Here is a 24,488-nt window from a genome sequence, read left to right on the forward strand (position 1 = left end):
GATGCGTGTATCTGCGATCGGCTGCGCGGCGCTGCTCCTGGTCGCCGTCGGCGCCTGCGGGGGGCGCGAGAGCGGCGGCGAGGCAGGGACGGCCGCCTCCGGCCAGTGCCAGGGCCAGCAGACGACCGGCATCACCGACAAGAGCATCAAGCTGGGCGGCATCTACCCGCTGTCCGGCCCGGCCTCGGCCTACGGGGACATCCCCAAGGGCATCAAGGCGTACTTCGACTACGTCAACGCCGAGAAGGGCGGCATCGGCGGGCGCACGGTCGAGTTCATCGTGCGCGACGACGGCTACCAGCCGCCGAAGGCCGTCGAGGAGGCCCGCAGGCTGGTGGAGCAGGACCAGGTCTTCGCCCTGTTCCAGACGCTCGGCACCCCCTCCACCACCGCCACCTGGGACTACACCAACCAGCGCAAGGTGCCGCAGGTCTTCGTCGCGACCGGCGCGTCCAAGTGGGGCACCGACGGCGCGCACCCGTGGACCATCGGCTGGCAGCCGAACTACGTCTCCGAGGCCCGCGTCTACGCGCAGTACCTGAAGGCCGAGAAGCCGTCGGCCAAGATCGCGGTGCTCTACCAGAACGACGACTTCGGCAAGGACCTGCTCGGCGGCTTCAAGAAGGCCATCGAGGGCACCCAGCTCACGATCGTCGCCGAGCAGAGCTACGAGGTCACCGACCCCAGCATTGACCCCCAGATGCGCAACCTCGCCGGCTCGAAGGCCGAGGTGTTCCTCGACATCACCACGCCGAAGTTCGGCTCGCAGGCGCTGGCCGCCGACGTCAGGAACACCGGCTGGAACCCGCTGCACATCATCAACAACGTCGCCGCCTCGATCACCGTGCTCAAGCCGGTCGGCTTCGACAACGTGCAGGGCGTCGTGTCCAGCTCGTACTACAAGGACCCGAACGACCCGACCTGGGCGACCGACGCCGAGATGACGCTCTACAAGCAGAAGGTCAAGCAGTACGCGCCCGGAGCCGACCCGAACATCCCCTACCTGACCTTCGGCTGGGCCGTCGCCAACAGCTTCCACAAGGCGATGGACGCGGCCAAGTGCCCGACCAGGGAAGGGCTGCGGGATTCGGTGCGCGACCTGCGGAACGTCCCGATCGACATGCTGCTGCCCGGCGTGACGCTCAGCACCGGGCAGGGGGACGCGTTCCCGATCGAGTCGATGCAGTTGATGACGTTCAAGGGGCAGCGGTGGGAGCTGTTCGGGCAGGTCATCGACACGCGCAAGGAGTTCGGGCCGCTGACCGGCTGACCGCCCGCCGCCGTCCACACCCTGTGGACGGCGGCCTTCACACGGTGATGGTGCCCATCCGCACCAGCCGATCGACGGCCTCCTCGATCGCTTCCAGCGCCTCGTAGCGGGGCCGGTGGCCGAGCAGCCGCTCCGCCTTCGCCATGCTGCAGTGCGGGCTGTACATGATGTGGTCGTACGTGACCGCCGCGTCCTCCTCGGACACCGTGGCCCGCCACTGCTCCCACGGCAGGTAGGTCAGCCGCGCCTCCCGCCCGAACCACCCGGCCACCGCCTCGGCGTAGCCGCGCAGCGTGAGCGCGCCCGCCGCCACCGAGTGGAAGCTCTCGCCGACCGACGCCGACGGCGTGGCCAGCGCGTCCATGAACAGCCTGGCCACGTCGTCGGCGTGCACGTGCTGCACGGTCTCCATGCCGAAGTTGGGGAGCGCCAGCTCCTCCCCGTCGGCCAGGGTCTGGAAGACGGCCGGGTTGACGTTGCCCGCCGGGTTGACCGGCACCCAGCCGGGCCCGGTGATGTGGCCGGGATGGACGATCGTGGCGGGGAACCCGTCGCGGTGCGCCCGCTCCAGCAGGTATGCCTCGATCGCGGCCTTGCGTTTGCCGTACTCGCCGAGCGGACGCTTCGGCCGGTCCTCGGTCGTCGGCACCCGCGCGCTCGGGCCGTGCGTCCAGATCGTCCCGCAGTGCAGGAAGTGCCGGACCCGCCCGGTCAGCGCCTCGGCCAGGTGGCGGGCGCTCGCCTCCTCGAAGCAGATGAGGTCGATGACCGCGTCGCCCTCCAGGTCGGCGATCCGCCGCCCGAACGTGCCGTCCGCGTCCTCCGCGTCCCGGTCCGCCGAGACGGCGGTGACCCGCCGCCAGGCGCCGTGCGGGGTGTAGGGCTCCCGCTTGCCCCTGCTCACCGCCACGACGTCGTGGCCCGCGTCCACCAGCCTGGGGACGAGATAGGTGCCGATATGGCCGCTCGCGCCGATCACCACTACACGCATGGACGCAGCGTAACCCGGAAGCGAAGGGACTCAACGCGGGCTCGACGCCGGCTCAACACCGCGCGACCTACCTTCACCTCGGAGGCGGAATCCGGCCCCATTCATCAGCAGAAAGGCCGACATCATGCGACACGCAAGCTTCGCCCTCGCCCTCGCCACCACCGGCCTGGCCCTCGCCACGGCCGCGCCGGCCCTCGCCGCGCCGGCCGCGCAGAGCGCGGCTTCGACCGCCACGACCGTGTCTGCCATGGCGAGCTGGCGCACCCTCCGGCACGAGGCGCTGCCCCCGCAGAAGGGCTACTTCTCCACCCACACCTGGAACCGGCCCGCGGGCGCCCGGGTGATGCAGGTCAAGGCCCGCTGCTGGGGCAACGACTCGAACCTGAAGGTCAACCTCTGGTTCCTGCGCAAGTGGGGCGCAGGCGAGAAGATCGCCAAGTCCGGCAGGTGGCGGTGCAACGGCAAGTACGGCATCGTGCGCATCAGCAACGCCGGGCACTCGCTCTACTGGGCGACCTTCTCGCTGAGCAAGAAGCACACCGTCGAGTACTGGGTGCAGTACTACAAGTAGCGCGCGCGGGGCTACCAGGCGACCGGCAGCGAGGACAGCCCGTACACGACGCTGAACGAGCGGAACACCGGCTCGGCGCCGTCGGCCACCCGCAGCCCCGGGAAACGCTGGAACAGCGCGGGGAAGGCCATCTTCAGCTCCATCCTGGCGAGCGGCGCCCCCAGGCAGTGGTGGATGCCGTGCCCGAACGCGAGATGGCCGTGGTCGCCGCGCGTCAGGTCGAACCGGTCGGCGTCCGGCACCGCACCGGAGTCCCTGTTGGCCGTGGGCAGGGAGCAGATCACCAGGTCGCCGGCCGCGATGACGGTGTCGCCGAGCCGGGTCTCCGTGGCGGCGACCTTGGTGGTGCCGGAGTGGACGATGCTGAGCCAGCGCAGCAGCTCCTCCACCGTCGCCTCGATCCGCTCGGGCTCCTTGCGCAGCAGGTCGAGCTGTTCCGGGTGGCGGAGCAGCGCCAGCGTGCCGAGCGAGAGCATGTTGGAGGTCGTCTCGTGCCCGGCGAACAGCAGCAGGCTGCCGATGCCGATCAGCTCGTCCTTGGTGAGGTCGTCGCCGTGCTCGCGGACCAGCATGCCGAGCAGGTCCTCGCCGGGGTCGGCCTGGATGCGGCCGACCAGGTCCTCCATGTACGCCCGCCCCTGGAACTGCAGCGCCACCCGCTCCTCGGCGGGCACCGTCACGTCGAGCATCCGGCTGGTGCGCTCCTGGAACCCGGCGCGGTCCTCGTACGGCACGCCGAGCAGCTCGCAGATCACCAGCGACGGGATCGGCAGCGCGAACGCCGGCACCAGGTCGACGCCGGCCCCGGCGGCCTCCATGGCGTCCAGGTGCTCGTCGATGATGGCCTTGACGCGGGGCTCCATGCGCCGCATGCGCCGGAGCGTGAACTCGGGGGTCAGCATGCGCCGCAGCCGGGTGTGCTCCGGCGGGTCCTGGCCGAGCAGGTTGCCCGCGTTGATCTTGGCGAGCTGCTCGGGGGTCATCTCCGGGGCTCCGGGCAGCCGCGCGATGGTCTGCTTGGCGATCGGGAACCGCTCGGCGTCGCCCAGGACCTCGCGGACGTAGGCGTGCCGGCTGACCAGCCAGGCGTCGGCGCCGAACGCGGTCTTGATCCGGGTGACGCCCGATTCCTCGCGGGCCGCGGCGAGGTCCGGCGCGGGGTCGAACTGCGCGCGCCGCATGTGCAGCGGCATCACCGAGGACTCGGACATGGGTACCCCTGAATGATCGGCGTTGGTGTGCCGTAACCGTAACAACGCGGGAGGGGTGCCTCTAGTGTGATCTTCAATCAGTTATGGGTTCGTACCGCGCTTGATCACCTTTCCGCGATCCAGGGCCCCCGCGGGCGCCTTGACGGTGGCGACGGGACGCCAGGAGCATGCCCGTAACTTCCGAGGACGATTGGGGACGGTGGAGATGGAGAAGGCGGGCGTGCCCGAGCAGGTGCCCGTGCTGGTCGCCGGAGGCGGGCCCGTCGGCCTGGCGACCGCCGTGGAGCTGGCGCACCACGGCGTGCGGAGCCTGGTGGTCGAGCCGCGGGAGACGGTGTCGTGGCTGCGCCCACGCGCCAAGACCACCTCCGCCCGGACGATGGAGCTGCTGCGCCGCTGGGGCCTCGCCGAGACGTTACGCGCCCGCGCCCCGCTCGCGGTGTCCTGGTCGGACCAGGCGGTGTTCGTCAACAGCCTGCTCGGCCGCGAGATCGCCAGGATCGGCGGCTGCTTCGGCCTCGACCTGGTCGGCTCCGACCTCGCCGCCGAGCCGGGGCAGCAGGCCCCCCAGCCGCTGGTCGAGGAGATCCTGCGGGAGGCGGCCGGCGACGCGCTGCTCACCGGCTGGCAGGTGGCCGGGCTGACCGAGGACGGCGACGGGGTCACCGTGCGGATCGTGTCGGGCGAGGGCGAGGAGCGCGAGGTCAGGGCCGCGTACGTGGTCGGCTGCGACGGCCCGCGCAGCGTCACCAGGGCCGCCATCGGCGCCCGCTACGAGGGCCGCCAGGACGCCCGCCCCAACTTCAACATCGTCTTCCGCGCCCCCGGCCTCGCCGAGCGCGTCCCGCACGGCCCCGCCGTCCACTACTGGGTGCTCAACCCCGCCCAGCCCGGCCTGACCGGCCGCCTCGACCTGAAGGACACCTGGTGGTGCATCGCCCAGGGCGTACGGGCCGAGGACGCCGACCCGGTGCGGCTCGTCCGCAACCTGGCCGGCGACGACGACCTGGAGGTCGAGATCCTCGCGACCGACCCGTGGACCGCCCGCATGCTGCTGGCCGACCGTTACGCGACGGCGCGCGTGTTCCTGGCCGGTGACGCCGCCCACCAGAACCCGCCCTACGGCGGCCACGGCTTCAACACCGGCATCGGCGACGCGGTCAACATCGGCTGGAAGCTCGCCGCCGTGCTGAACGGCTGGGCGCCGGCCGCGTTGCTGGGCACGTACGAGGCCGAGCGCCGCCCGATCGCCGCCGACACCATCGAGGCAGCCGCAGCGAACATGGCCACCCTCGCCCCCGAGCTCGCCGACCCGGCGCTGATGGGCGACGAGACCGAGTTCGAGAAGGTGCGCCCGGCGGTGGCCGAGGCCGTGCTGCGCACGAAGCACAGCGAGTTCCACAGCCTGGACCTGGTGCTCGGCTACGTCTACACGGGCTCGCCGATCGTCGCCGACGGCGCCGGCGAACGCCTCCCGCACCGCTGGCTCGCCCCCGGCGTCTCCCTTTACGACCGCCTCGGCCGCGGCTTCACCCTCCTCGGCGACCCGGACGCGCCCGGCGTCAAGACCCTGGAGGCCGAGGCCCGCGACCTCGGCGTCCCCCTGGAGGTCGTCCCGCTCCCGGGCGAACCCCTGACCCTGGTCCGCCCCGACCAGCACGTGGCCTGGCGCGGCGACACCCCGGAAGGCGTGCTCGGCCGCGCGCTGGCCATGAGCTGACCGTCAGGCGCGGCTCGCGGTGCCCGCCCCGAACCATCTCCCGGCCGCCTCGGCCAGCCCGTCGGCGCCCGCCCACGCCACGTAGCCGTCGGGCCTGATCAGCAGCGCGTCGGCGGGCGGTCGCACGCCGGCGGCGTGGACGACCTCGATCCAGTCGTCGTCGCCCGTCAGGCCGTCCGTGCCGCCGCCGAGGTCGAGCAGCACCGGACGGCCGCTCCGCAGCAGCTCGGCCACCCGCCGCCCGTCCGCCAGCTCCAGGTCGGGCACGAAGCCGCCGGCCGGCGGACGGGCGTCCGGGGCTCCGGGGGCGTAGCGCACGCCGGAGTCGTACAGCAGCCCGGCCAGGTGGCGGACCGGCTCCTCGAAGGCGAACACCTCGCCGAGCAGCTCGCGCAGCGCGTCGCCGTCCTCGCCAGCCAGGAACACCCGGCCCGCACGGTAGCGCTCCGCCAGCCGGGCCTGCGCGACGGTGGTCGACAACCAGATCGGCTCGCCGAGCGGCAGCTCGCGGCCGAGGTGCCGGCGCAGTGCCGTCTGGAACATCTCCAGGGTCACCGGACCGCGGGGCGGCGCGCCGCGCTCGCGGACCCCGGCGACGAGCACGCCCTGCTGGAGCGAGGTCAGCAGGACGCGGCCGTGGCGGGTGCGGTTCCAGCCGGGCTCCATGCCCGCCGGCGCGATCTCCTCCAGCGGCCTGGCACCGGTCTTGAAGTGGCCGATGATCAGCCTTTCCTCGTCGGTGTCGCCGGGGAAGCCGATGCCGGCGGCCTCGCGTACGCGGCTGTGGCCGCCGTCGCAGCCGACGGCGTACCGGGCGCGCAGCTCGCCCTGGCCGGTGGTCAGTGTCACCCCTTCCGCGTCCTGGGCGAGCGCGAGCACCTCGCATCCGCGCCTGATGTCGGCTCCGAGCTCCAGCGCCCGCTCGGTGAGCAGCCGTTCGAGGCGTGGCTGCTGGATGACCAGGACGCGCAGGGGGATGTCCGGAACCCCCTCGAAGCGCAGCGGCACGGACGCGAACGGGAAGCCGGGCGCGGGCCCCGCGTACGGGCTGCCGGCGCTGAAGCGCTCCAGCAGGCCGCGGTGGTCAAGGGTCTCGACGATCTGCCCCACCAGGCCGTTGGCCTTGGGCAGGTCGCCGATCCCCGGGTTCTTGTCCAGCACGATGGGGCGGACGCCGGCCAGGCTCAGCTCGCACGCGAGCATGAGCCCCACGGGTCCCGCCCCCACGATCAGCACGTTCTCCATGTTTGTCAGGCTAGATTGACAGAATCGTGGCTGTCAATCTAGCCTGACAAGCGTGGACGTCACAGAGTTGTCCGAGCGCATCAGATCGAACGACCCGGCCATGGGCCTGCGGGCGGTCGGCGCGCTGCACCGGCTGGCCGAGCAGGTCGAGGCGGTGTCGGTGGCGCTGGCCAGGGAGCAGGGCTGGACCTGGGAGCAGATCGGCGACGCGCTCGGCATGTCACGACAGTCGGTGCACGCCAAATACGGAAAGTGAGGCATCCAGGATGTTCGGCTGGGAGAAGAGCGCCTTCGGGGTGATCGTGAAGGCGGCCGTCCAGGAGGCGAGGGAGCGCGGCGACCGGCGCATGGGCACCGAGCACCTGCTGCTCGGCCTGCTCCACCACGAGCCCGTCGCGCGGGCGCTGGACGTGGACGTGACCAGGGCCCGCGCCGCACTCGGCGACCTCGACCGCGAGGCGCTGGGGATGCTCGGCGTGGACGTCGGCGCGGACCTGTCGGCGAGGCCGCGCAAGCACCCGCCGCTCGGGGGCGGCTCGCTCACCTCCAACGCGCGCGCCGTGGTCGACCGGGCGGTCAAGGGCACGACGATGCGCAGCAGGAGCGAGGCGCCGAGGATCATGGCGCTCGCCCTGCTCGACCGCGAGCGGCCGGACCCGGTCGCGCAGCTCATCGACAGGCTCGGCATCGACCGAGTGGCCGCCCGCGCCCGCCTCACCTGACCGGGATCCGGCACGCACAGGACTGGAAAGCCGTTCAGTGGGAAGAGCGGCAGGAGCACTGGGTGACTCCTGTGGCATCGACAGCGCTTAAAGGGATCAGGAAGGGCCCGGCGGGGACGCGGCGCACGTCTCCCCGCCGGGCCCTTCCGCTGCGCGCCCCGCCCCTCTGTAACGGTATGAACACTGACAGTTACTATGTGTCAGGTTCATGCGTATAAGCATCACACATCCCAGGGGGCTGGACATGGACGAGAACAGGGCCGACACCTCACAACTCGACTTCGACGACGAGGCGACGCTGTTCCAGGCGCAGGACGACCCGTTCGCCGCCGCCGCGGTGGACCTCGCGGTCGAGACCGAGCTGCTGCGGGAGGACGACCTCGCCGACCGCGCCGCCGCCGAGGCCGAGTGGCTGGCGGCACGGCACGAGAGCGAGCGCCGCATCGCCGAGCTGGACGCCCGGGACCAGGACCGCGTACGCCACCTCCAGGGCGAGCTGCGCGCCACCGGCGCCGAGGTGTGGCCCGTCGCCCGCTGGTGGGGCTTCGAGATCCACCTCAACGAGGTGGCCGCCTCCCGCGCCGCCGAGCTGGCGTCCCTGATCGGGGAGACCTCGGGCGCGGTGCTCGGCGGCTGGCTGGCCCCGATCGTCGAGTGGTCGGCCAGGAACAAGGCCCGCTGGATCGGCTCGGTCGCCCGCCCGTACGGCGCCCGCCTGGTCTCGCCGTGGACCGCGCCGGCCTCGCTCGTCCCGGCCCGCCCGGCCGCCGTGGCGGCCGGCGACGCGCGCCTGTGGTGGGCGGTCCACGAGCCCGGCGAGGGCTGGAGCGAGGACCAGCGCTTCGTCGACCACTTCACCGCCACCGGCGCGGCCCTCGCCGAGTACCGCGACCGGCTCTACGTCGCCCACCGTGGCAGCGACGGCGACGCCGCCCTGTGGTGGGCCGTCTACGACGCCGAGCAGGGCTGGAGCGAGGACCAGCGCTTCCCCAAGCACTTCAGCGCGAAGGCCCCGGCGCTCGCCGTGTACGACGGCCAGCTCTACTGCGTGCACCGCGGCGCCGGCCAGGACACCGCCCTGTGGTGGTCCCGCTGGGACGGCGCCAAGTGGAGCCCGGACGCCAAGCTGCCCGACCACTTCACCGTGAGCAGCCCGGCCCTCGCCGCCTACGACGGCAAGCTGTGGTGCGTGCACCGCGGCGCGCACGACGACCGCCTGTGGTGGACCGTCTGGGACGGCAGCAGGTGGAGCGCGGACAACTGCTTCCCCGACCACGCCAGCCGGTCCAACCCGGCGCTGGCCGTCTTCCGCGGTCAGCTCCACTGCGTGCACCGCGGCGCGGGCGAGGACACGGCGCTCTGGTGGACCCGCTGGGACGGCTCCTCCTGGAGCCGCGACGAGCGGCTGCCCGACCACTTCTCGGCGGAGGGCCCGGCCCTCACCGTCTACAAGGACCGCCTCTACGTCGTGCACCGTGGCGCGGCCGACCAGAGCCTCTGGTGGGCCTCCTTCGACGGCGCGAGCTGGAGCGCCGACGAGCGGCTGCCCGGCCACCTCAGCGCCGAGGCCCCGGCCGCCATCGCCTTCCGCGACAGGAACGCCACCCGCGACCAGCTCGTGGTGCTGCACCGCGGCAGCCGCTGACCGGCAGGAGGGGCGCCGGACCGGCGCCCCTCGTCCCTCCTCACCAGCCCGCGAGCTGGTCCACGAACCACTCCACCAGCGTCCGCGACACCGCCCCGTGGGGGGTGTTGCCGCTGTCGCAGCAGTACGCGTCGAGGAACGTCTCGTCCTTCTGCAGCTGCCGCAGGTCGGTGTAGAGCTCCGACGGCCACGTCAGCGGGTCGCGCGCCAGCGCGATCGCGCTCACCGACGGCACGAAGCAGGTGCCGCGGAAGCGGTCCTCGATCGGCAGCCCCATCGCGTCCGCGACCCGGCCGAAGGCGTCCATGGTGCCGCCCGGCGCCCCGTCGAAGGCCGCCACGTACGAGGTCGCGCTCGTCCACACCGGCTCGCCGAAGCCGATCGCGCCGACGTTGCGCAGCTCGCCCTGGTCCGGCTGGATCCTCGCGACCAGCCGCAGCGGGCCCTCGCCCAGGTCCAGCACCGGCGTGCCCGGCCGCAGGTCAGGCCCGCGCCCCTCCCCGGAGCCGTTGGCGAGGCCCAGCTTGTAAGGCCGCATCGGGAACCAGCCGATCCGGCGCAGGTCCGCCAGCAGTTCCTTGCGCAGCGGGCTGGAGTCGGTGACCCGGCCCGAATAGCTGGTGCCGGGCAGCCAGCCCCACAGGAGCTGCTGCGCCGCCGGGCTGCGGATCAGCTCGGCCTGCCCGGCCCCGTCGGGGCGCGGCTGGATCGTCTCGTGGAGGTAGGCGAGCTGCTGGAGCACCAGCGGGATCCACGCCCCGAGGTGGGGGGTGTCGTAGGAGAAGTACTTGTCGGTCTGGTGGTCCACGCCCTCGCTCTCCATGCGGGCCAGCGCGTACCTGGTGATCATGCCGCCGGCGCCGACGCCGCCCACGATCAGCGGCGTGTCGCCCCGCCGCGTCTCCAGCACGCGCCGCAGGCAGGTCACCGCGACGGCCGCGTTCGCCTGCACGTACGCCTGCCGCTGGTCGAAGCCCAGCAGGATGACGTCGAGCCCCATCTCGAGCAGCTGGTCGAGCAGCCCGGGGACGCCCGGCTCGTACGGCGTGTTGAAATGCCGCCACATGCCCGCCAGGTCGCTCGGGCCGTAGTTGAAGCCGTCAGCGAAGATCAGCGGCCGGACCGGCGCGGTGCGCCCCTTCACCAGGTGGACGTGGGCCCGGCCGGTCGCCACGAGGCCGCGGTGGGGTTTGTCCGCCACCAGCTCCCATACGAGGTCGGGCTCGGCCGCTTCACCCTCGCGCACCGGCGGGGTGGCGAACCAGACCCCCGGGTCGCCGAGCACGCTCGCGATGCGCTCGATCTGCTCCGGGGCCAGGCTGCTCTCGACGGTACTGGTCTTGCTCTCGACGTCGATCCTCGGTTCCTGTGCCATGGTGATCCCCTCCTTACGCGATCACTCACAGTAATCGAAGCAGGTGGGAGAGGTGGTGGCGGCGCGCGTGCGCCCGCCAAGCGCGGTTCACCGGAGTGTCAGGAAACGGCGCTTCGCCGAGTTTGCTGATGAACGCCGGGTAGGGACGCGATGAACCAGATGAGCAGGAACGATGATGTTCCTGCCGTTACGGAGGTGAAAGTGATGGCACTTCCCGCCAGGCGGCACAGAGCACCAGCGCAGTGGGGCGACCCGAGCTGGCCGGCCCGCTCATGGGACCCCTTCACGGAGTTCCAGCAGCTCTGGGACCAGATGGGCCGGCTGTTCGAGCAGGGCGCCGAGATCGACACCGCCGCCTGGCGGCCGGTCGCCGAGACCGAGGAGACGTCGGAGGCGTACATGGTCCGCGCGGAGCTCCCCGGGCTGCGGCGGGACGAGATCAACGTCGAGGTCGAGGGCAACGAGCTCCGCGTCTCTGGCGAGGTCTCCGAGGAGGAGCGTGGGCCCAAGCTGAAGCGGCGCACCGGCGCGTTCGTGTACCGGACGATCCTGCCGTCCGACGCCGACCTCGACAAGGTCGGCTGCGAGCTCAGCGACGGCGTGCTGACGGTACGCGTGCCCAAGACCGAGCAGGGCCGCTCGCGCCGCATCTCGATCAAGGGCTGACCGGGCGAGGCGGTCATGGCCGGGACCCAGGCGTTCTGGATCGACGCGGCCCACGAGGGCGCGCAGACCCGCTACGGGGAGCAGTTGCGCAGGTGGCGGCAGTTGTTCGCGGCGGTCGAAGGGGAGCCGGGCGCGTCCGGCGTCACCTTGGACCCGCTGCGCTTCGCGCTCGGCGCGTGGGAGGCCGCCATGCGCCCGATCACGGACCTGCCCTACGTACGCTGCCATCCGCGCGTGCTCGACGCGGCCTGCCACCGTCCCGAGGAGGCGCGCGGCCCGCTGGCCGTGGTCGAGCTGGCCGTGCCGACGCCGGTGCCGCTGCCCGCCGGCTGGCACACCTGGCACCGGCCGGACGGTGACGAGGGCGCGTACGCGGCGCCGCCGTACGAGCGGCCGACCGCGCTGACCACGCTGGAGCTGCGGACGCCGCTCTCGCCCGACCGGCTGCCCACGCCCACCCACGCCCGCGCCGCGGGCCTGCCCAATCTGGACGACGCCCAGGCGTCGCTGGAGGCGCTGGTGGCCGAGCTGAACGCGGTCGTCGCGCCCTTCCTGCACGCCCTGGAACAAGACCCGAGGTGAACCCCCATGAACAGACCCGCAGGCGACCCCGACGACGAGTTCTTCGCGCCCGTGTTGCGCCAGCCGCCGCCTCCCGAGGCCGAGTCGGCGACAGGGAAGGTGAGCGACACCGGCGTGCCCGGCGTCTCCGGAGGCGGACACGGCGACCCGGTGGAGGCGCCGCCGCCGCGCAGCGCGCTCGGCTACCGGCTGCTCGCCGTCGCCCTGGCCCTGCTGGCCGGGGTGGTGCTGGCCGTGTGGGCGCTGCTGGCCGGCAACCCGGCGCTGGCGATCGTGCCGGCCGTGGTGGCGCTGGCGGCGGCGGTGTACCTGGTGGTGTTCGGCGTGCGCAGGGCGCGCTCGGACGGCGGACCGCCCACGTTCGGCTGACCATGGGCAGGGCAGGGGGCCCTGCCGGAGCGAGAAGGAGACCCGACCATGAAGAACGAGCGAAGGGGCGCCGCCGGCACCCAGCTCATCGACCGGGAGTGCGTGCGCGCGCTGCTGGAGTCCGACCGGGACGACGCGACGCTGGTCTACGTACGCGGCGAGTGCGTGGTGCTGCCCGACGCCGAGGTGGACGAGGCGCACCGGGGGCTGGTGATCGCCCGCCGTGACGAGCTGCTGGCCAGGATGCCCGGCGAGAAACCGACCGACGAGGTGCTCGACAGCCTGGCGCACCGGCTGGACAACATCGTCCGCGATCTGGGCGCCTGACGTCTGGTGCCGCGCCCCCTGCCGGGGTTTGATCGAAGCACCCACGACCAGGGAGGCGGATCATGGCATTCCAGCTCATCGTGCTCTACAACCACCCCGAGAGCGCCGAGGACTTCGACAAGCACTACGACGGCACGCACGCCCCGCTCGCCGCGCGGCTGCCGGGGCTGCGGTCCTACACGGCGCTGCGGCCCGCGGGGGACCGGCCGCCCTACCATCTCGTCGCGGTCCTGACCTTCGACGACGAGGCGGCGTTCAACGCGGCGATGGCCAGTGAGGAGGGCCAGGCGACGGCGGCCGACCTGGCGAACTTCGCCGGCGCCGGCGTCGAGATGCTGATGGGGCCCGCGGGCACGATCGTCTGAGCCCGGCGCGGGTGAGGGCGGCCCGCGCGGCCGCCCCGACGCCCGCGCCCCGGGAAGAAAAGAGCCGGGGTAAGCATCACCTGTCCGTCGGGCTACTCCGCCGAACGTGTTCGGATGAATACGTTCGGTGACGAGGAGCCGGCGATTGCGAGGGATGATGCCTGCGGACCCCACCCCACAGCGGCTGAGCCTGGACACCAGGGCCGCCCGCACCCTGGCCACGACCACCAAGACCCGCCCCCAGATGCAGGCGATCACCTCCAGGTGGCTGCTGCGCATGCTGCCGTGGGTGGACGTGCGCGGCGGCACCTACCGGGTCAACCGCCGCCTCACCCACCGGGTGGGGCGCGGGCGGGTGAGCGTGGTGCGGGAGGGGGCCGGCGACGTCCGCGTCATCCCCGAGACGCTGGCCGAGCTGCGGGCGCTGCGCGGCTACGACGACCTCGACGTGCTGGCCGCGCTCGCCGCCACGTTCACGCCGCGCGAGGTCGCGCCCGGAGAGGTGATCGTGGCGGCCGGCACGCCGGTCACCGAGACCTACATCGTCGCCCACGGCCGCCTGGAGAAGCAGGCCGTCGGCAAATACGGCGCCACCGAGGCACTCGGCGTCGTCACCGACGGCGACCAGTTCGGCGACGAGGCACTCGGCCAGGACGACCCCCGCTGGTCGTGCACGGTCAAGGCGGCCACCGCCGGCACGATCCTGGTCTCGCCGTGGGCCGCCTTCCAGCGCGTCCTCGCCCGCGCCCCCGGCCTGCGCGCCCACCTCGACCGCTATCTCGACAGCACCCGCAGGCCCGTCAACAAGCGCGGCGAGGCGGCGGTCGAGATCGCCGCCGGCCACGTCGGCGAGCCGGTCATCGGCGGCACCTTCGTCGACTACGAGCTCCACCCCCGCGAGTACGAACTGAGCGTGTCCCAGACCGTCCTCCGCGTCCACACCCGCGTGGCCGACCTCTACAGCCACCCGATGAACCAGCTTGAGGAGCAGCTCAGGCTCACGGTCCACGAGATCCGCGAGCGCCAGGAGTGGGAGCTGCTCAACAACCCCGACTTCGGCCTGCTCCACAACGCCGCCTACGACCAGCGCCTGTCCACCTGGTCAGGGCCGCCCACCCCCGACGACCTGGACGACCTCATCAGCATGCGCCGCAAGACCCGCCTGCTGCTGGCCCACCCCAAGGCGATCGCCGCCTTCTTCCGCGAGTGCAACAGGCGCGGCCTGGTGCCGGGCAGCGCCGAGGTCAACGGGCACGAGGTCCCGGCCTGGCGGGGCATCCCGATCTTCCCCTGCGGCAAGATCCCCGTGAGCGCGCAGCAGACCACCTCGATCATCGCCATGCGGGTGGGCGAGGACGACCAGGGCGTGGTGGGCCTCCACCAGACCGGGCTGCCGGAGGAGCACGAGCCCGGCCTCAACGTGCGCTTCATGGGCATCGACGACAAGGCCGTCATGTCCTATCTCGTCAGCGCCTACTACTCGGCCGCGATCCTGGTGCCCGACGCGATCGGGATCCTGGAGAACGCCGCCGTCGCCGCGCCGCGCTCCTGACCCTCCCCTCCTCTTCCCCCTGGTCCCGTTCGTCCGCGAGGAGCGTCATGCCCGCCGACCGGCTCCCTGTCCTGCCCACCGGCCTCGGAACGTCCGCGCTCAGCCTGCGCACCGCCGCTCCCGTCCCCCTGCGGGAGGAGGGCGACGGGCACGAGTCCGGCCCCGCGCGGCCGTCCCCGCACGTCAGCCTGGCCCCGCTGCCCTACCGCGAGCGGCCCTGGGGCGACGGCTCCTACCCGCCCCTGCTGTGCCCCGAGACCGTCCGCGTCGACGACGGCCTCGGCGCGGAGGTCGACCGGCGGCTGCTCGCCTGGGCCGAGCGGGTGGGCCTGCACGAGGGGCGGCTGGAGGAGTTCGGCCGCACCGGCTTCGGCCGGCTCGCCATGCTGACCCACCCCGACACCGACGACCCCGACCTGCTGCTGGTCGCCGCCCAGATGAACGCCGCCTGGTGGGCGGCCGACGACTACTACGCCGACGAGAGCGACCTCGGCGCCACCCCGACCGAGCTGCCGCCCCGCCTGGCGCTGGTGATGTCCGCCATGGACCCGCCGCCGCCGGCCGGCGACTACACCCGGCAGCTCGAGGAGACGATCACGGCCGACCCCGTGCTGGTGGCGCTCCGCTCGGCCACCTCCCACCTGAGCAGGCATGCCCTGCCCTCGCAGGTGATGCGGGCGTGCGGCGTCACGTTCCAGATGTACGTGAGCTGGTGCGCCTACGCCGCCTGGCGCTACCTGAAGACGCCGCCGCCGGTCTGGCGCTACCTCGCCGCCCGCCAGCACGACAGCTTCTACACCTCGATGACCCTCATCGACGTCGCCGGGGGCTACCACCTGCCCGCCGACCTGTTCCACGACCGCCGCTTCCACACCGCGCTCATGCAGGCGGGCACCGCCAGCGTGCTGGTCAACGACCTGCACTCGGTGGCCAGGGAGGCGGCCGACGAACTGCCCGACAGCAACGTGATCCTGCTCATCGCCGCCGAGGAGGGCTGCTCGGTCGAGGAGGCGACCGAGCGGGCCGTACACCTGCACAACGACTTCGTCCGAGGATTCGAGGCCGGCCGGCAGGCGCTGGCCGGCGTGCCGTCGCCGGAGCTCAAGCGGTTCCTGCGCGGCGCGCAGGCGTGGATGGCCGGATGCCTCGAATGGCACGGCAGCAGCGCCCGCTACCAGTCATGACCGTCAGCAGAAAGGACTTCGCCCGCGTGACCACCACGAACGCGCACAACTCCGTGCTCGGCAGCCAATACCAGCGATCCGTCGCCGACTACTGGAACGCCGAGCGCAACCCCGTCAATCTCCGGCTGGGCGAGGTCGACGGCCTCTATCACCACCACTACGGCATCGGCCACGTCGACTGGTCGGTGCTGGAGGGTCCCGAGGAGACCCGCGAGCAGCGCCTCGTGGCCGAGCTGCACCGGCTGGAGACCCAGCAGGCCGAGACCCTGGTCGGCCACCTCGGCGCGCTGGGCGCCGGCGACCGCGTCATGGACGCGGGCTCGGGCCGGGGCGGCTCCAGCTTCCTCGCCAACCTGCGCCACGGCTGCCAGGTCGACGGCGTGTCGATCTCCGAGGAGCAGGTGTCCTTCGCCAACGAGCAGGCCCGGCAGCGCGGCGTCGCCGACCAGGTGCGCTTCCACTTCCGCAACATGCTCGACACCGGCTTCGAGACCGGCGCCTACTCCGCGATCTGGAACAACGAGAGCACCATGTACGTCGAGCTCTCGCTGCTGTTCGCCGAGCACGCCCGGCTGCTGCGCCGCGGCGGGCGCTACGTCTGCATCACCGGCTGCTACAACGACGCCTACGGCCTGCCGTCCCGGGCCATCAGCCAGATCAACGCCCACTACATCTGCGACATCCACTCCCGCAGCACCTACTTCAAGGAGCTGGTGGCCAACCGGCTCGTGCCGTGCAGCGTCATCGACATGACGGCGGCCACCATCCCCTACTGGGAGCTGCGGGCCCAGAGCCACCTGGCGACCGGCATCGAGCAGGCGTTCCTGGACGCCTACCAGAACGGCAGCTTCCAGTACCTGCTCATCGCCGCCGACCGCGTCTGAGCCTTCCCCCACCGGCCGGGCCGCCCACGTGGGCGGCCCGGCCTCCCCTACTTCTGCTCCTGCATGGTGGCGGTGACGACGTTCTCCTTGCCGTCCCGCAGGTACGTGATCCGCACCTGCTGCCCCACCGTGAACCCGCGGACCTGCCCCACGACCGTGTCCCCGCCGGCGACCGGCGTGTTGCCGATCCTCGTGATGAGGTCGCCCTGCTTGAGCCCGGCCTTGGCCGCCGGGCTGCCCTCGGTCACCTGGCGGATCAGCGCGCCGGGCACGTCGCCGGTCGCGTCGGTGACGCTCACGCCGAGGAAGGCGTGGCTCACCTTGCCCTTGCTGATGAGCTGCTCGGACACCTGCTTGGCGGTGTTCACCGGGATGGCGAAGCCGAGGTTGACGCCTTGAGCGGAGACCGCGCTGTTGATGCCGATCAGCTCGCCGGCCGCGTTGACCAGGGCGCCGCCGGAGTTGCCCGGGTTGATCGCGGCGTCGGTCTGGATCATGCCGCCGAGCGTGGTCGTCCTGCTCTGCTGCTGTTGCTGCCCCCAGGGGAACTGCTGACCGCCGCCGCCGTCGCCGGCGGTGACCGTACGGTCGAGCGCGCTGACGATGCCGGCGGTCACCGTGCCGTCCAGGCCGAGCGGGCTGCCGACGGCCAGCACGTCGTCGCCCACCCTGAGTTGGTCGCTGTCCCCGAGCGTGGCCTTGGCCAGGCCCGACACGCCTTCGGCCCGGATGACCGCGAGGTCCGTCGCCGGGTCGGTGCCGACCACCTTGGCCTTGGCCGTCCTGCCGTCGTTGAACTTGACGGTCAGCGCGCCGCCCTGCCCGTCCACGACGTGGTTGTTGGTGAGGATCAGCCCGTCCTCCGACAGCACCACGCCGGAGCCCTCGGCCGACTGGCCCTGGATCATCACCACCGACGGCTGCACCTTCGCCGCCACCTCGGCCACCGTGAGCTGGTCGGCCACGGTGCGGAAGGCCGGGCTCGGCGCGCTCGCCGTGGCGACGGCGACCGGGCGGTCCGCCCCGGCCAGGTACGCCCCCACCGCCCCGCCGCCGAGCGCCGACGCCCCGAGCGCGGTCACGGCCGCCAGCGCCAGCCCCGCGATGGCCTTGCGGCTCAGCGCGAACACCGGCTTGCGCGACGACGGCGGAGGCGGCGGCGGCAGCGCCGGGCCCACCGGCTCCTTCCTGGGGAACCCGCCCACCGAGGGCGGCGTGTCACCGAACTGGGTCCAGCCGCCGGCGGCCTGCTCGCGGGGGTCGTTCGCGTCCATGTGTCATCTCCTAGCGTCCCGATGACACAAGACTGATCAATGCCCGGTAAGAGCTGGTTAAGGGAAAGATTGGGTCGCTTGTCGCGCCCTGATGCCGGCCTTATCGCCGCTGGCCGGGCGTAGGGGGAGAGGCCGGAAATTTGTCGAAATTTCCGGCAGGAGGCGCCGCGTCAGCCGGCTTCGAGCACGAAGAACAGGAAGCTCAGGAACCGCAGGCCGGGCCGGTCGCGGAACTCCTCGGGGAACACCTCGCGGGCCTCCGGCACGGCGGGCGGCTCGCTGATGACGCTGATGCGGAAGCCCGCCGCGGTGAAGGCCTCGGTCATCGCGTGCAGCGGCCGGTCCCAGAAGCTCAGCGTGGTGGTCTGCCCGCCCATGACCCATTCTTCGGTCCGGTTACGGACCTCGAAGTACTTGGGCTTCTCCCCGGCCGCCTGCTGCATGAGCGTGATGACGAAAGGATGGTCGACCGAGACCAGCAGCCGCCCGCCGGGCTTCAGCACGCGCCTGATCTCGGCCAGCGTCGGTCCCCAGTCCTCCAGGTAGTGCAGCACCAGGGAGGCGACGACGTCGTCGAACGTGTCGTCGGGGAAGGGCAGCGGGCCGGCCAGGTCGACGACCCGCAGATCCGCGTCGGCGCCGAGCCGCCGCCGGGCCAGCTCCAGCATCCCGGCGCTCGCGTCGACGCCGGTCACGACGGCGCCTCGCTCGCGCAGCTCGGCGAACAGGGGGCCCGCGCCGCAGCCGGCGTCGAGGATGCGTCGGCCGGTCACGTCCCCGGCGAGCTCCAGCATCGCGGGCCGCTCGTAGTAGGCGTTCACGAGGCTGGTCTCGTTCTCGGCCGTGTAGCCCTCGGCGATCGGGTCGTAGTCGTAGGAAGTCTTGACAGACATCCGGCCATTCTGACCCATCCGTCACGAAGCCGCTCAGGCTTCGGTGAGGGTTCTCTCCGGGGCGTTGGCCTGCTGGAGAGCGGCGATCACGGCCTGCTCCACCGTCTCGTGCACGTGCAGGACGGTGTTCGCCTGGGTCAGCTCCATCAACCCGGCGATCTTGGGATGCGGCGCGGCCAGATGCAGCACGCCGCCGTGCTGTCGGGCGAAGGCGTGGGTGTTGAGCAGCACCCGCAGCCCCGCGCTGGCGAGGAAGGTGACCTCGCTGAGATCGACCACCACGTGTTCGCCCGGCGCGCGCCGGTTGCGTTGGATGTAGAGGTCGAACGCGCGAGCCGTGGCGGAGTCGATCTCCCCCGCGACGGAGATCACGCACACGCCCGGCAGATTCTGCACGGCGAACGTGAGATCCAGCATGCAATGCCCACCGATCGGAATTCGAGTGCGAATTCTCAGAGAACAGGGACAAGGCGTGGCCCGCCTTTACCGCACGATAGCCGGGTGCCGCCCGACTTAGAAGATGCGGCTGTCGAATTCTTACCCTGCCGGAGGGGAATGACATGCGCTAGTGTAAGGCTTGTAATTGCTCTACAACGGTTACAGGGGAGAGCGCCCGTGGACATCCCGATCGCCGGTTACGCCACCGGGGTGGCGGTGGCGAACGACCTGGTCAGCACCTCGCCGACGGTGCGGGGCGCGGCCGGGGACGCGCTGCCCCGCCCGGCCGCGCTGGCGGGCCTCCTGGCCGGGCACGGCCTCGTCCTCGACGCCCCGCCGCCGGACGACGCCGCACTCCACGAGGTGCACCTGCTGCGCCGCGAGACCCGCGGCGTCATCGAGACCGAGACCGAGGAGCAGGCCGTGGCCGGGGCCATGGTGCTGGCCGGGCGCGCGGGCCGCTCCCCAGTCCTGCGGCGCGACGACGCCGGCGCCTGGCAGTGGCACGTGCCCACCGCGCCGGGCGCTCCGCTGGCCGCCGAGCTGGCCGCCGTGATCGGCATCGGCCTGCTCGGCGCGGTGCGCACGCTCGGCCACTCCCGCTTCCGCCCGTGCGCCGCGCCCGGCTGCCGGGGCGTGTTCGTGGACGTCAGCAGGGCGGGGCGGCGGGCGTACTGCATGCCCGACCGGTGCGGCAACCGGGTCAACGTCGCCGGTCACCGCGCCCGCCTGCGGAGCGCGAACTGATGGCCGCGCTGGAAGGGGCGGTCCGGCTGCCGGACGGCCTCCCCGTACGGGGCCGCGGCCTGCGCCGCCCGCTCCCGCCGGGCCCGCGGCCCGACTTCGGGCTCTACCTCGGCTCCGACCGGCTCCGCCGCCGCCACGACGCCGCGCTGACCTGGCCGCACGAGTGGATCGACTGGCCCGACTTCCTGCTGCCGCGCGACCGGGACCTCGCCGTACGCCGCATCGGGGAGCTGCGCGAGCGGGCGCGGGCGGGCCAGGCGGTCGAGGTGGCCTGCGGAGGCGGCGTCGGGCGCACCGGCACCGTGCTCGCCTGCCTGGCGGTGCTGTCCGGCCTCGACCCGGCCGCCGCGCTCGCCTGGACCCGGGAGCACCACCACCCCCGCGCGGTCGAGACCCCCTGGCAGCGCCGGTGGGTCGCCCGCTTTCCCCTATGATGCCGAGCGACCTCACGAAAGGCGATCTCACGAAAGGTCATCGCCCGTGACGCACTCCGACGCCGTCATCCGCCCGGCCGTCCCCGCCGACCTGGCGGCCGTGACCGCGATCAACGCCCACTACGTCGCCAACACCGTCATCACCTTCGAGGAGACCCCGCCCACGGTGGCGGACTGGCAGGCGAGGCTCGCCGACCTGACGGCCCGCGGCTTCCCCTTCCTCGTCGCCGACGTCGGCGGCGAGGTGGCCGGCTACGCCTACGCGGGACCCTGGCGGCCCAAGCCCGCCTACCGGCACACCGTGGAGGACAGCATCTACCTGGCTCCAGGCCACTCCGGGCGCGGCCTCGGCGGCGCGCTGCTGGGCGCGCTGATCGACGGCGCCACGGCGGCCGGGCTGCGCCGGATGATCGCCGTCATCGCCGACGCGGGCGACGACCGCTCGATCGCCCTGCACCGCAGGCACGGTTTCACCGAGGCCGGGCGGCTGACCGAGGTCGGATTCAAACTCGGCCGCTGGGTGGACACGACGCTGATGGAACGTCCGCTGACCTGAGGTTTCTTCGGCGGCTGGCGGGTAGCCGGACTCCATACGAGCGGATGGAGCAGACAGATGCGTTCGTCGTTCCGGTTGGGCCGCATCGGCGGGGTCGTGGTCGGGCTCAACGTCAGCGTGCTGGTGATCGTGGTGATCCTGGTGGCCGGGCTGTCACTGGGGCAGTTCCCGCAGACCTTCCCGGGATACCCCACGGTGGCGTACGTGCTGGCCGGCGTGGGCGCCGCCGTCCTCTTCATGGCCTCGCTGCTCGCCCACGAGCTGGCGCACGCCCTGGTCGCCCAGCGCAACGGCATCGAGGTGCCGCGGATCACGCTGTGGCTGCTCGGCGGCGTGGCCGAGCTGCGGAACGAGCCCCGCACGCCGGGCGCCGACCTGCGGATCGCGGTCGTGGGGCCGGTGACCAGCTTCGTGTGCGCGGTGGTGTTCGGGGCGCTGGCGCTGGTGACCGGCGCCGTGCCGCTGGTGGCCGGCATGTTCGGCTACCTGGCCGCGGTCAACGTGCTCCTCGCCGTCTTCAACCTGATCCCGGCCGCGCCGCTGGACGGCGGGCGGGTGCTGCGGGCCGCGCTCTGGTCCCGCTGGGGCGACCGGGTACGCGCCGCCGTCACCGCCGCCCGCGCCGGCCGCGTCTTCGGCTACGTGCTCATCGCGCTCGGCTTCCTCCAGGTCGTCTCGGGGCTGGGCTTCCAGGGGCTGTGGCTCGTCCTCATCGGCCTGTTCCTGGTGAACGCGGCGAGCGCCGAGGAGCAGCAGGCCCAGCTCGGCGCGACGCTGCACGGGGTGCTGGTCGGCGAGGTCATGTCGGCCAGGCCCGTCACCGCCTCGCCGGACGAGACCGTCGCCGGGCTCATCGACCGGCTGGTGATGAGCCGGCGGCTGTCGACGTACCCGCTGGTGGCGGCCGACGGGCGCTTCCTCGGGCTGGTGACGCTCAACCGGCTGCGCCAGGTGCGGCCGGAGGCGCGGGAGACCACCCGGCTCGCCGACATCGCCTGCCCGCCCGACCAGGTGCCGAAGGCGGTCCCCGACGAGCCGCTGCTCGGCCTGCTGCCGCGGATGAACGGCGCCGCCGACGGCCGCGCCGTGGTGCTGGGCCCGTCCGGGCAGCTTCTCGGGCTGCTCACGCCGAGCGACATCAGCCGGGCGATCCAGACCGCCGGCCTGCACCACCACGACCCCTATCCGCACCCGCGCGGCGCCGACCTCGCCGTTCCGCCGCAGCGCCTGCCCGAGCCCGAGCCCAAGCCCGGGGAACGCGCGCAACGCCGCACCGAGGTCTGACCCCCGGTCACGGCCGTCGTACGCCGAGCGCCGGTGCCGCCGAGGACGGCAGCGGCAGCACCGCGTGTATCCGGTAGCCGCCGTCCTCGCGGAGCCCCGCGTCCATGGCGCCGCGGAAGAGCGCCACCCGCTCCCTGATGCCGGTCAGCCCGTCGCCGGCCGGCACCGGGTCGGGCCGGCCGTCGCGCGGCCACTCGCCGGTGATCTCCAGGCGCAGCTCGGCGTCGCCGTGCGTGACCCGGACCAGGGCCTGGGTGGGGCCGGCGTGCCTGAGCACGTTCGCGAGCGCGTCCTGGGCGATGCGGTAGGCGGACAGGTCCAGGCCCGCGGGCAGGGGCCGGGGCGTGCCCTCGATCCGCAGCGCCACGTCCAGGCCCGCCGAGCGCAGGTGCGCGACCAGCTCGGCCAGCCGGTCGAGGGTGGGCTGGGGGGCCGTCCCGCCGGCGTCGGGGGCCGTGCGCAGCAGGTCCAGCGTGCGGTGCAGCTCCTCCACCGCGCCGCGCCCGGTCTCCTCGATCAGGGCCAGCGCCTCGCGCTCCTGCCGCAGCTCGTGGGGCAGGAGCAGCCGTACGCCGCCGGCCTGGAGCACCATGACGCTGACGTTGTGGGCGACGAGGTCGTACAGCTCGCGGGCGATCGTGGCGCGCTCCCGCGCCACCGCCGTCACGTCGGGGGGTTCAGGAGCGGCCGGCGGCTCGTCGTGGGCGCGCCGGCGGCGGACCGTCACGCCCGCGATCCCGGCGACGAGGGCCAGCGCGCCGGCGACCAGGTGCTCCCCGACCGCCGCCGGTTCGGCGAGCACCAGCCCCGACAGGAACAGCGCGCCCATCCCGACCCCGGCCAGCCCCCGCGTGCCGCCCGCCGGGGCCTTGCTGAGCACGGTGAACAGCAGCAGCAGCGCGGTGTGCCACTGCCAGGCCACCGGCGGCCGGCCGGCCAGCAGGTACGCCACCAGGCTGATCCCGGTGAACACGCCCATCACCGCGACCGGCCGGCGCCGCCGCACCAGCACCAGGGCCGCGGCCGGCACCGCCCCCACCGCCCAGAGCGCGGGGACCGCCCCGCCGGCGGCCCGCAGCTCCTCGGCGAGCGCCAGCAGGCCGATCACGGCGGCCGGCAGCCAGTCGATCGGCTCCGGCCACGTCGTGGTGCGGTGATCACGGGAAACGTCGGGCATGGAGCGCAGCCTAGGAGCGGGAGGTGGGGCGGTCATCAGCCCAGCGCCGCACGCGGGGTCCCCCTCCGGGGTGATTCGCGGGCGGCGGCCGGCCCCGCTGAACCGCCGCCGCCCGCTTTCCGTACCTCGTGGTGAGAACGCCGAGCGGGGAGGTCGGGACGTTGCGGCACCGGATCACGAGCGCGGCCGGCGGGCTGCTGCTGTCGATGGCCATGATCGCCGGCCCGGCGGACGCCCACGGCGCGCTGGAGAGCCCGCTCAGCAGGGCCGCGGCCTGCGGCGGGACGGACACGTACGCCGCCTGCCGGGCCGCCGCCAAGGTCGCGGGCTCGGTCCTGCCCGGCGAATGGGACAACCTCAGGGTGGCGAACGTCGCGGGCAGGGACCGCCGGGTCATCCCGGACGGCAGGCTGTGCAGCGGCGGCCTGCCGGGCTTCCGGGGGCTGGACCTCGCCCGCAAGGACTGGCCCGCCACCAAGCTGCGGCCCGGCGCCGGCTTCACCTTCCGCTACCGGGGCACGATCCCGCACAAGGGCACCTTCCGCCTGTACGTCACCAAGCCCGGCTACGACCCGGCCGAGCCGCTGCGCTGGTCGTCACTGGAGCGCGAGCCGTTCCTCACGGTCACCGACCCGAAGCTCGCCGACGGTTCGTACGCCTTTAAGGGCAAGCTCCCCACCGGCCGGACCGGCCGCCACCTGATCTATACGATCTGGCAGAACTCCGACACGCCGGACACCTACTACTCCTGCTCCGACGTCGTCTTCACCGCCGCCGTCCGCAAGGGCAACGCTCCCGCGCTCCAGCCGCCGGCCCAGGGCCCGGCCGCGCCGGTCGGCGTCCCGTGGCAGCTCGGCGTGGGTGTCCTGCTGACCGCCGGGGTGGGAGCGGCCGCCTTCGTGGGCCTCCGGGCCGGTCGCCGCCGCGGATGACCGGAAGCCGTCTGATCACACTCGCCTCACGTTGTATTAACTTAGGCTTGCCTTAGTCGTACGACGTTGGGAGG

27 protein-coding genes are annotated in these 24,488 nt (G+C 72.9%); 19 read left to right on the forward strand and 8 right to left on the reverse strand.

Annotated elements, in window-relative coordinates; translation table 11 throughout:
- Position 1: 1 nt before the first annotated feature.
- Positions 2-1,270, forward strand: a complete 1,269-nt coding sequence (locus BMW85_RS14620) for an ABC transporter substrate-binding protein (protein ID WP_091081529.1) — start codon at positions 2-4, stop codon at positions 1,268-1,270.
- 37 nt (positions 1,271-1,307) lie between these two features.
- Here the strand turns inward: BMW85_RS14620 and BMW85_RS14625 are convergent, their stop codons facing one another.
- Positions 1,308-2,261 (reverse strand): NAD-dependent epimerase/dehydratase family protein, encoded by a 954-nt coding sequence (locus tag BMW85_RS14625; protein WP_091081531.1) that lies wholly within the window; start codon positions 2,259-2,261, stop codon positions 1,308-1,310.
- Between the two features lie 124 nt (positions 2,262-2,385).
- On the opposite strand from BMW85_RS14625, the gene BMW85_RS14630 reads away from it, so the two are divergent.
- Positions 2,386-2,832 (forward strand): hypothetical protein, encoded by a 447-nt coding sequence (locus tag BMW85_RS14630; protein ID WP_091081533.1) that lies wholly within the window; start codon positions 2,386-2,388, stop codon positions 2,830-2,832.
- Between the two features lie 11 nt (positions 2,833-2,843).
- On the opposite strand, the gene BMW85_RS14635 is transcribed toward BMW85_RS14630, so the two are convergent.
- Positions 2,844-4,043, reverse strand: a complete 1,200-nt coding sequence (locus tag BMW85_RS14635; protein ID WP_091081535.1) for a cytochrome P450 — start codon at positions 4,041-4,043, stop codon at positions 2,844-2,846.
- Positions 4,044-4,248: 205 nt separating this feature from the next.
- On the opposite strand from BMW85_RS14635, the gene BMW85_RS14640 reads away from it, so the two are divergent.
- Complete coding sequence (locus BMW85_RS14640) at positions 4,249-5,763, forward strand: FAD-dependent monooxygenase (RefSeq protein WP_245774817.1); 1,515 nt, start codon at positions 4,249-4,251, stop codon at positions 5,761-5,763.
- A gap of 3 nt (positions 5,764-5,766) precedes the next feature.
- Here BMW85_RS14640 and BMW85_RS14645 read toward each other — a convergent pair whose 3' ends face one another.
- The gene (locus tag BMW85_RS14645) at positions 5,767-7,008 is read right to left on the reverse strand and encodes an FAD-dependent monooxygenase (protein WP_091081537.1); all 1,242 of its coding nucleotides are present in this window, start codon (positions 7,006-7,008) and stop codon (positions 5,767-5,769) included.
- 52 nt (positions 7,009-7,060) lie between these two features.
- Between BMW85_RS14645 and BMW85_RS14650 the strand changes: the two genes are divergently transcribed.
- The 3 genes from BMW85_RS14650 (at position 7,061) to BMW85_RS49565 (ending at position 9,375) form a co-directional block, all read left to right on the forward strand.
- Positions 7,061-7,264 (forward strand): helix-turn-helix domain-containing protein, encoded by a 204-nt coding sequence (locus BMW85_RS14650; protein ID WP_170223733.1) that lies wholly within the window; start codon positions 7,061-7,063, stop codon positions 7,262-7,264.
- Positions 7,265-7,274: 10 nt separating this feature from the next.
- Positions 7,275-7,730, forward strand: coding sequence for a Clp protease N-terminal domain-containing protein (locus BMW85_RS14655; RefSeq protein WP_091081538.1), 456 nt, complete (start codon positions 7,275-7,277; stop codon positions 7,728-7,730).
- 244 nt (positions 7,731-7,974) lie between these two features.
- Complete coding sequence (locus tag BMW85_RS49565; RefSeq protein ID WP_177240682.1) at positions 7,975-9,375, forward strand: PLL family lectin; 1,401 nt, start codon at positions 7,975-7,977, stop codon at positions 9,373-9,375.
- A 40-nt stretch (positions 9,376-9,415) separates the two neighbouring features.
- Here the strand turns inward: BMW85_RS49565 and BMW85_RS14665 are convergent, their stop codons facing one another.
- Positions 9,416-10,750, reverse strand: coding sequence for a hypothetical protein (locus BMW85_RS14665; RefSeq protein WP_091081540.1), 1,335 nt, complete (start codon positions 10,748-10,750; stop codon positions 9,416-9,418).
- 204 nt (positions 10,751-10,954) lie between these two features.
- Here BMW85_RS14665 and BMW85_RS14670 point away from each other — a divergent pair, with 204 nt between their 5' ends.
- The 8 genes from BMW85_RS14670 (at position 10,955) to BMW85_RS14705 (ending at position 16,679) form a co-directional block, all read left to right on the forward strand.
- Positions 10,955-11,416, forward strand: coding sequence for an Hsp20/alpha crystallin family protein (locus BMW85_RS14670; protein WP_091081541.1), 462 nt, complete (start codon positions 10,955-10,957; stop codon positions 11,414-11,416).
- Between the two features lie 15 nt (positions 11,417-11,431).
- Positions 11,432-11,998 carry a hypothetical protein gene (locus BMW85_RS14675; protein ID WP_091081543.1) on the forward strand — a complete coding sequence of 189 codons (567 nt, stop codon included), beginning with the start codon at positions 11,432-11,434 and terminating at the stop codon, positions 11,996-11,998.
- Between the two features lie 6 nt (positions 11,999-12,004).
- Positions 12,005-12,367, forward strand: coding sequence for a hypothetical protein (locus BMW85_RS14680; RefSeq protein ID WP_091081544.1), 363 nt, complete (start codon positions 12,005-12,007; stop codon positions 12,365-12,367).
- Between the two features lie 48 nt (positions 12,368-12,415).
- Positions 12,416-12,694, forward strand: coding sequence for a hypothetical protein (locus BMW85_RS14685; protein WP_091081546.1), 279 nt, complete (start codon positions 12,416-12,418; stop codon positions 12,692-12,694).
- 62 nt (positions 12,695-12,756) lie between these two features.
- Positions 12,757-13,059 carry an EthD family reductase gene (locus BMW85_RS14690; protein WP_091081548.1) on the forward strand — a complete coding sequence of 101 codons (303 nt, stop codon included), beginning with the start codon at positions 12,757-12,759 and terminating at the stop codon, positions 13,057-13,059.
- Positions 13,060-13,216: 157 nt separating this feature from the next.
- A complete protein-coding gene (locus BMW85_RS14695; RefSeq protein WP_425434336.1) occupies positions 13,217-14,611 on the forward strand; it encodes a family 2B encapsulin nanocompartment shell protein in 1,395 nt (464 codons plus the stop codon).
- A 47-nt stretch (positions 14,612-14,658) separates the two neighbouring features.
- On the forward strand, positions 14,659-15,795 hold the full coding sequence (locus tag BMW85_RS14700) for a family 2 encapsulin nanocompartment cargo protein terpene cyclase (protein ID WP_218155777.1): 1,137 nt from the start codon (positions 14,659-14,661) through the stop codon (positions 15,793-15,795).
- On the forward strand, positions 15,792-16,679 hold the full coding sequence (locus BMW85_RS14705) for a geranyl diphosphate 2-C-methyltransferase (RefSeq protein ID WP_091081550.1): 888 nt from the start codon (positions 15,792-15,794) through the stop codon (positions 16,677-16,679). Before BMW85_RS14700 ends, BMW85_RS14705 begins: the two co-directional genes overlap by 4 nt.
- Positions 16,680-16,726: 47 nt before the next feature.
- On the opposite strand, the gene BMW85_RS14710 is transcribed toward BMW85_RS14705, so the two are convergent.
- From BMW85_RS14710 to BMW85_RS14720, 3 genes are all read right to left on the reverse strand, one after another.
- Positions 16,727-17,953, reverse strand: coding sequence for a S1C family serine protease (locus BMW85_RS14710; RefSeq protein ID WP_091081551.1), 1,227 nt, complete (start codon positions 17,951-17,953; stop codon positions 16,727-16,729).
- A 170-nt stretch (positions 17,954-18,123) separates the two neighbouring features.
- The gene (locus BMW85_RS14715; RefSeq protein WP_245774795.1) at positions 18,124-18,846 is read right to left on the reverse strand and encodes a class I SAM-dependent methyltransferase; all 723 of its coding nucleotides are present in this window, start codon (positions 18,844-18,846) and stop codon (positions 18,124-18,126) included.
- A 33-nt stretch (positions 18,847-18,879) separates the two neighbouring features.
- A complete protein-coding gene (locus BMW85_RS14720) occupies positions 18,880-19,263 on the reverse strand; it encodes an STAS domain-containing protein (protein ID WP_091081554.1) in 384 nt (127 codons plus the stop codon).
- A gap of 198 nt (positions 19,264-19,461) precedes the next feature.
- Between BMW85_RS14720 and BMW85_RS14725 the strand changes: the two genes are divergently transcribed.
- Genes BMW85_RS14725 through BMW85_RS14740 form a run of 4 tightly spaced genes read left to right on the forward strand, consistent with a single transcriptional unit; the run spans position 19,462 to position 22,305 of the window.
- Positions 19,462-20,031, forward strand: coding sequence for a CGNR zinc finger domain-containing protein (locus BMW85_RS14725; RefSeq protein ID WP_091081556.1), 570 nt, complete (start codon positions 19,462-19,464; stop codon positions 20,029-20,031).
- Positions 20,031-20,465, forward strand: a complete 435-nt coding sequence (locus BMW85_RS14730; RefSeq protein ID WP_091081557.1) for a phosphatase domain-containing protein — start codon at positions 20,031-20,033, stop codon at positions 20,463-20,465. The genes BMW85_RS14725 and BMW85_RS14730 overlap by 1 nt, the downstream gene beginning before the upstream one ends.
- A 46-nt stretch (positions 20,466-20,511) precedes the next feature.
- A complete protein-coding gene (locus BMW85_RS14735) occupies positions 20,512-21,021 on the forward strand; it encodes a GNAT family N-acetyltransferase (protein WP_091081559.1) in 510 nt (169 codons plus the stop codon).
- A 57-nt stretch (positions 21,022-21,078) separates the two neighbouring features.
- Positions 21,079-22,305, forward strand: coding sequence for a site-2 protease family protein (locus BMW85_RS14740; RefSeq protein WP_091081560.1), 1,227 nt, complete (start codon positions 21,079-21,081; stop codon positions 22,303-22,305).
- A 7-nt stretch (positions 22,306-22,312) separates the two neighbouring features.
- On the opposite strand, the gene BMW85_RS14745 is transcribed toward BMW85_RS14740, so the two are convergent.
- The gene (locus BMW85_RS14745; RefSeq protein WP_143082282.1) at positions 22,313-23,482 is read right to left on the reverse strand and encodes a sensor histidine kinase; all 1,170 of its coding nucleotides are present in this window, start codon (positions 23,480-23,482) and stop codon (positions 22,313-22,315) included.
- Between the two features lie 131 nt (positions 23,483-23,613).
- Between BMW85_RS14745 and BMW85_RS14750 the strand changes: the two genes are divergently transcribed.
- Complete coding sequence (locus BMW85_RS14750) at positions 23,614-24,414, forward strand: lytic polysaccharide monooxygenase auxiliary activity family 9 protein (protein ID WP_245774796.1); 801 nt, start codon at positions 23,614-23,616, stop codon at positions 24,412-24,414.
- Positions 24,415-24,488 lie beyond the last annotated feature (74 nt).

This window comes from Nonomuraea wenchangensis, assembly GCF_900111685.1.
GTDB classification, from domain to species: Bacteria; Actinomycetota; Actinomycetes; order Streptosporangiales; family Streptosporangiaceae; genus Nonomuraea; species Nonomuraea wenchangensis.

Coding starts and splice junctions, on each gene's coding strand:
- BMW85_RS14680 (WP_091081544.1), top strand. CDS start 12,005: ATGAACAGACCCGCAGGCGACCCCGACGACGAGTTCTTCGCGCCCGTG.
- BMW85_RS14695 (WP_425434336.1), top strand. CDS start 13,217: ATGCCTGCGGACCCCACCCCACAGCGGCTGAGCCTGGACACCAGGGCC.
- BMW85_RS14700 (WP_218155777.1), top strand. CDS start 14,659: ATGCCCGCCGACCGGCTCCCTGTCCTGCCCACCGGCCTCGGAACGTCC.
- BMW85_RS14745 (WP_143082282.1), bottom strand. CDS start 23,482: ATGCCCGACGTTTCCCGTGATCACCGCACCACGACGTGGCCGGAGCCG.
- BMW85_RS49565 (WP_177240682.1), top strand. CDS start 7,975: ATGGACGAGAACAGGGCCGACACCTCACAACTCGACTTCGACGACGAG.
- BMW85_RS14720 (WP_091081554.1), bottom strand. CDS start 19,263: ATGCTGGATCTCACGTTCGCCGTGCAGAATCTGCCGGGCGTGTGCGTG.
- BMW85_RS14685 (WP_091081546.1), top strand. CDS start 12,416: ATGAAGAACGAGCGAAGGGGCGCCGCCGGCACCCAGCTCATCGACCGG.
- BMW85_RS14740 (WP_091081560.1), top strand. CDS start 21,079: ATGCGTTCGTCGTTCCGGTTGGGCCGCATCGGCGGGGTCGTGGTCGGG.
- BMW85_RS14655 (WP_091081538.1), top strand. CDS start 7,275: ATGTTCGGCTGGGAGAAGAGCGCCTTCGGGGTGATCGTGAAGGCGGCC.
- BMW85_RS14625 (WP_091081531.1), bottom strand. CDS start 2,261: ATGCGTGTAGTGGTGATCGGCGCGAGCGGCCATATCGGCACCTATCTC.
- BMW85_RS14715 (WP_245774795.1), bottom strand. CDS start 18,846: ATGTCTGTCAAGACTTCCTACGACTACGACCCGATCGCCGAGGGCTAC.
- BMW85_RS14705 (WP_091081550.1), top strand. CDS start 15,792: ATGACCGTCAGCAGAAAGGACTTCGCCCGCGTGACCACCACGAACGCG.
- BMW85_RS14640 (WP_245774817.1), top strand. CDS start 4,249: ATGGAGAAGGCGGGCGTGCCCGAGCAGGTGCCCGTGCTGGTCGCCGGA.
- BMW85_RS14675 (WP_091081543.1), top strand. CDS start 11,432: ATGGCCGGGACCCAGGCGTTCTGGATCGACGCGGCCCACGAGGGCGCG.
- BMW85_RS14645 (WP_091081537.1), bottom strand. CDS start 7,008: ATGGAGAACGTGCTGATCGTGGGGGCGGGACCCGTGGGGCTCATGCTC.
- BMW85_RS14730 (WP_091081557.1), top strand. CDS start 20,031: ATGGCCGCGCTGGAAGGGGCGGTCCGGCTGCCGGACGGCCTCCCCGTA.
- BMW85_RS14635 (WP_091081535.1), bottom strand. CDS start 4,043: ATGTCCGAGTCCTCGGTGATGCCGCTGCACATGCGGCGCGCGCAGTTC.
- BMW85_RS14665 (WP_091081540.1), bottom strand. CDS start 10,750: ATGGCACAGGAACCGAGGATCGACGTCGAGAGCAAGACCAGTACCGTC.
- BMW85_RS14690 (WP_091081548.1), top strand. CDS start 12,757: ATGGCATTCCAGCTCATCGTGCTCTACAACCACCCCGAGAGCGCCGAG.
- BMW85_RS14630 (WP_091081533.1), top strand. CDS start 2,386: ATGCGACACGCAAGCTTCGCCCTCGCCCTCGCCACCACCGGCCTGGCC.
- BMW85_RS14620 (WP_091081529.1), top strand. CDS start 2: ATGCGTGTATCTGCGATCGGCTGCGCGGCGCTGCTCCTGGTCGCCGTC.
- BMW85_RS14670 (WP_091081541.1), top strand. CDS start 10,955: ATGGCACTTCCCGCCAGGCGGCACAGAGCACCAGCGCAGTGGGGCGAC.
- BMW85_RS14710 (WP_091081551.1), bottom strand. CDS start 17,953: ATGGACGCGAACGACCCCCGCGAGCAGGCCGCCGGCGGCTGGACCCAG.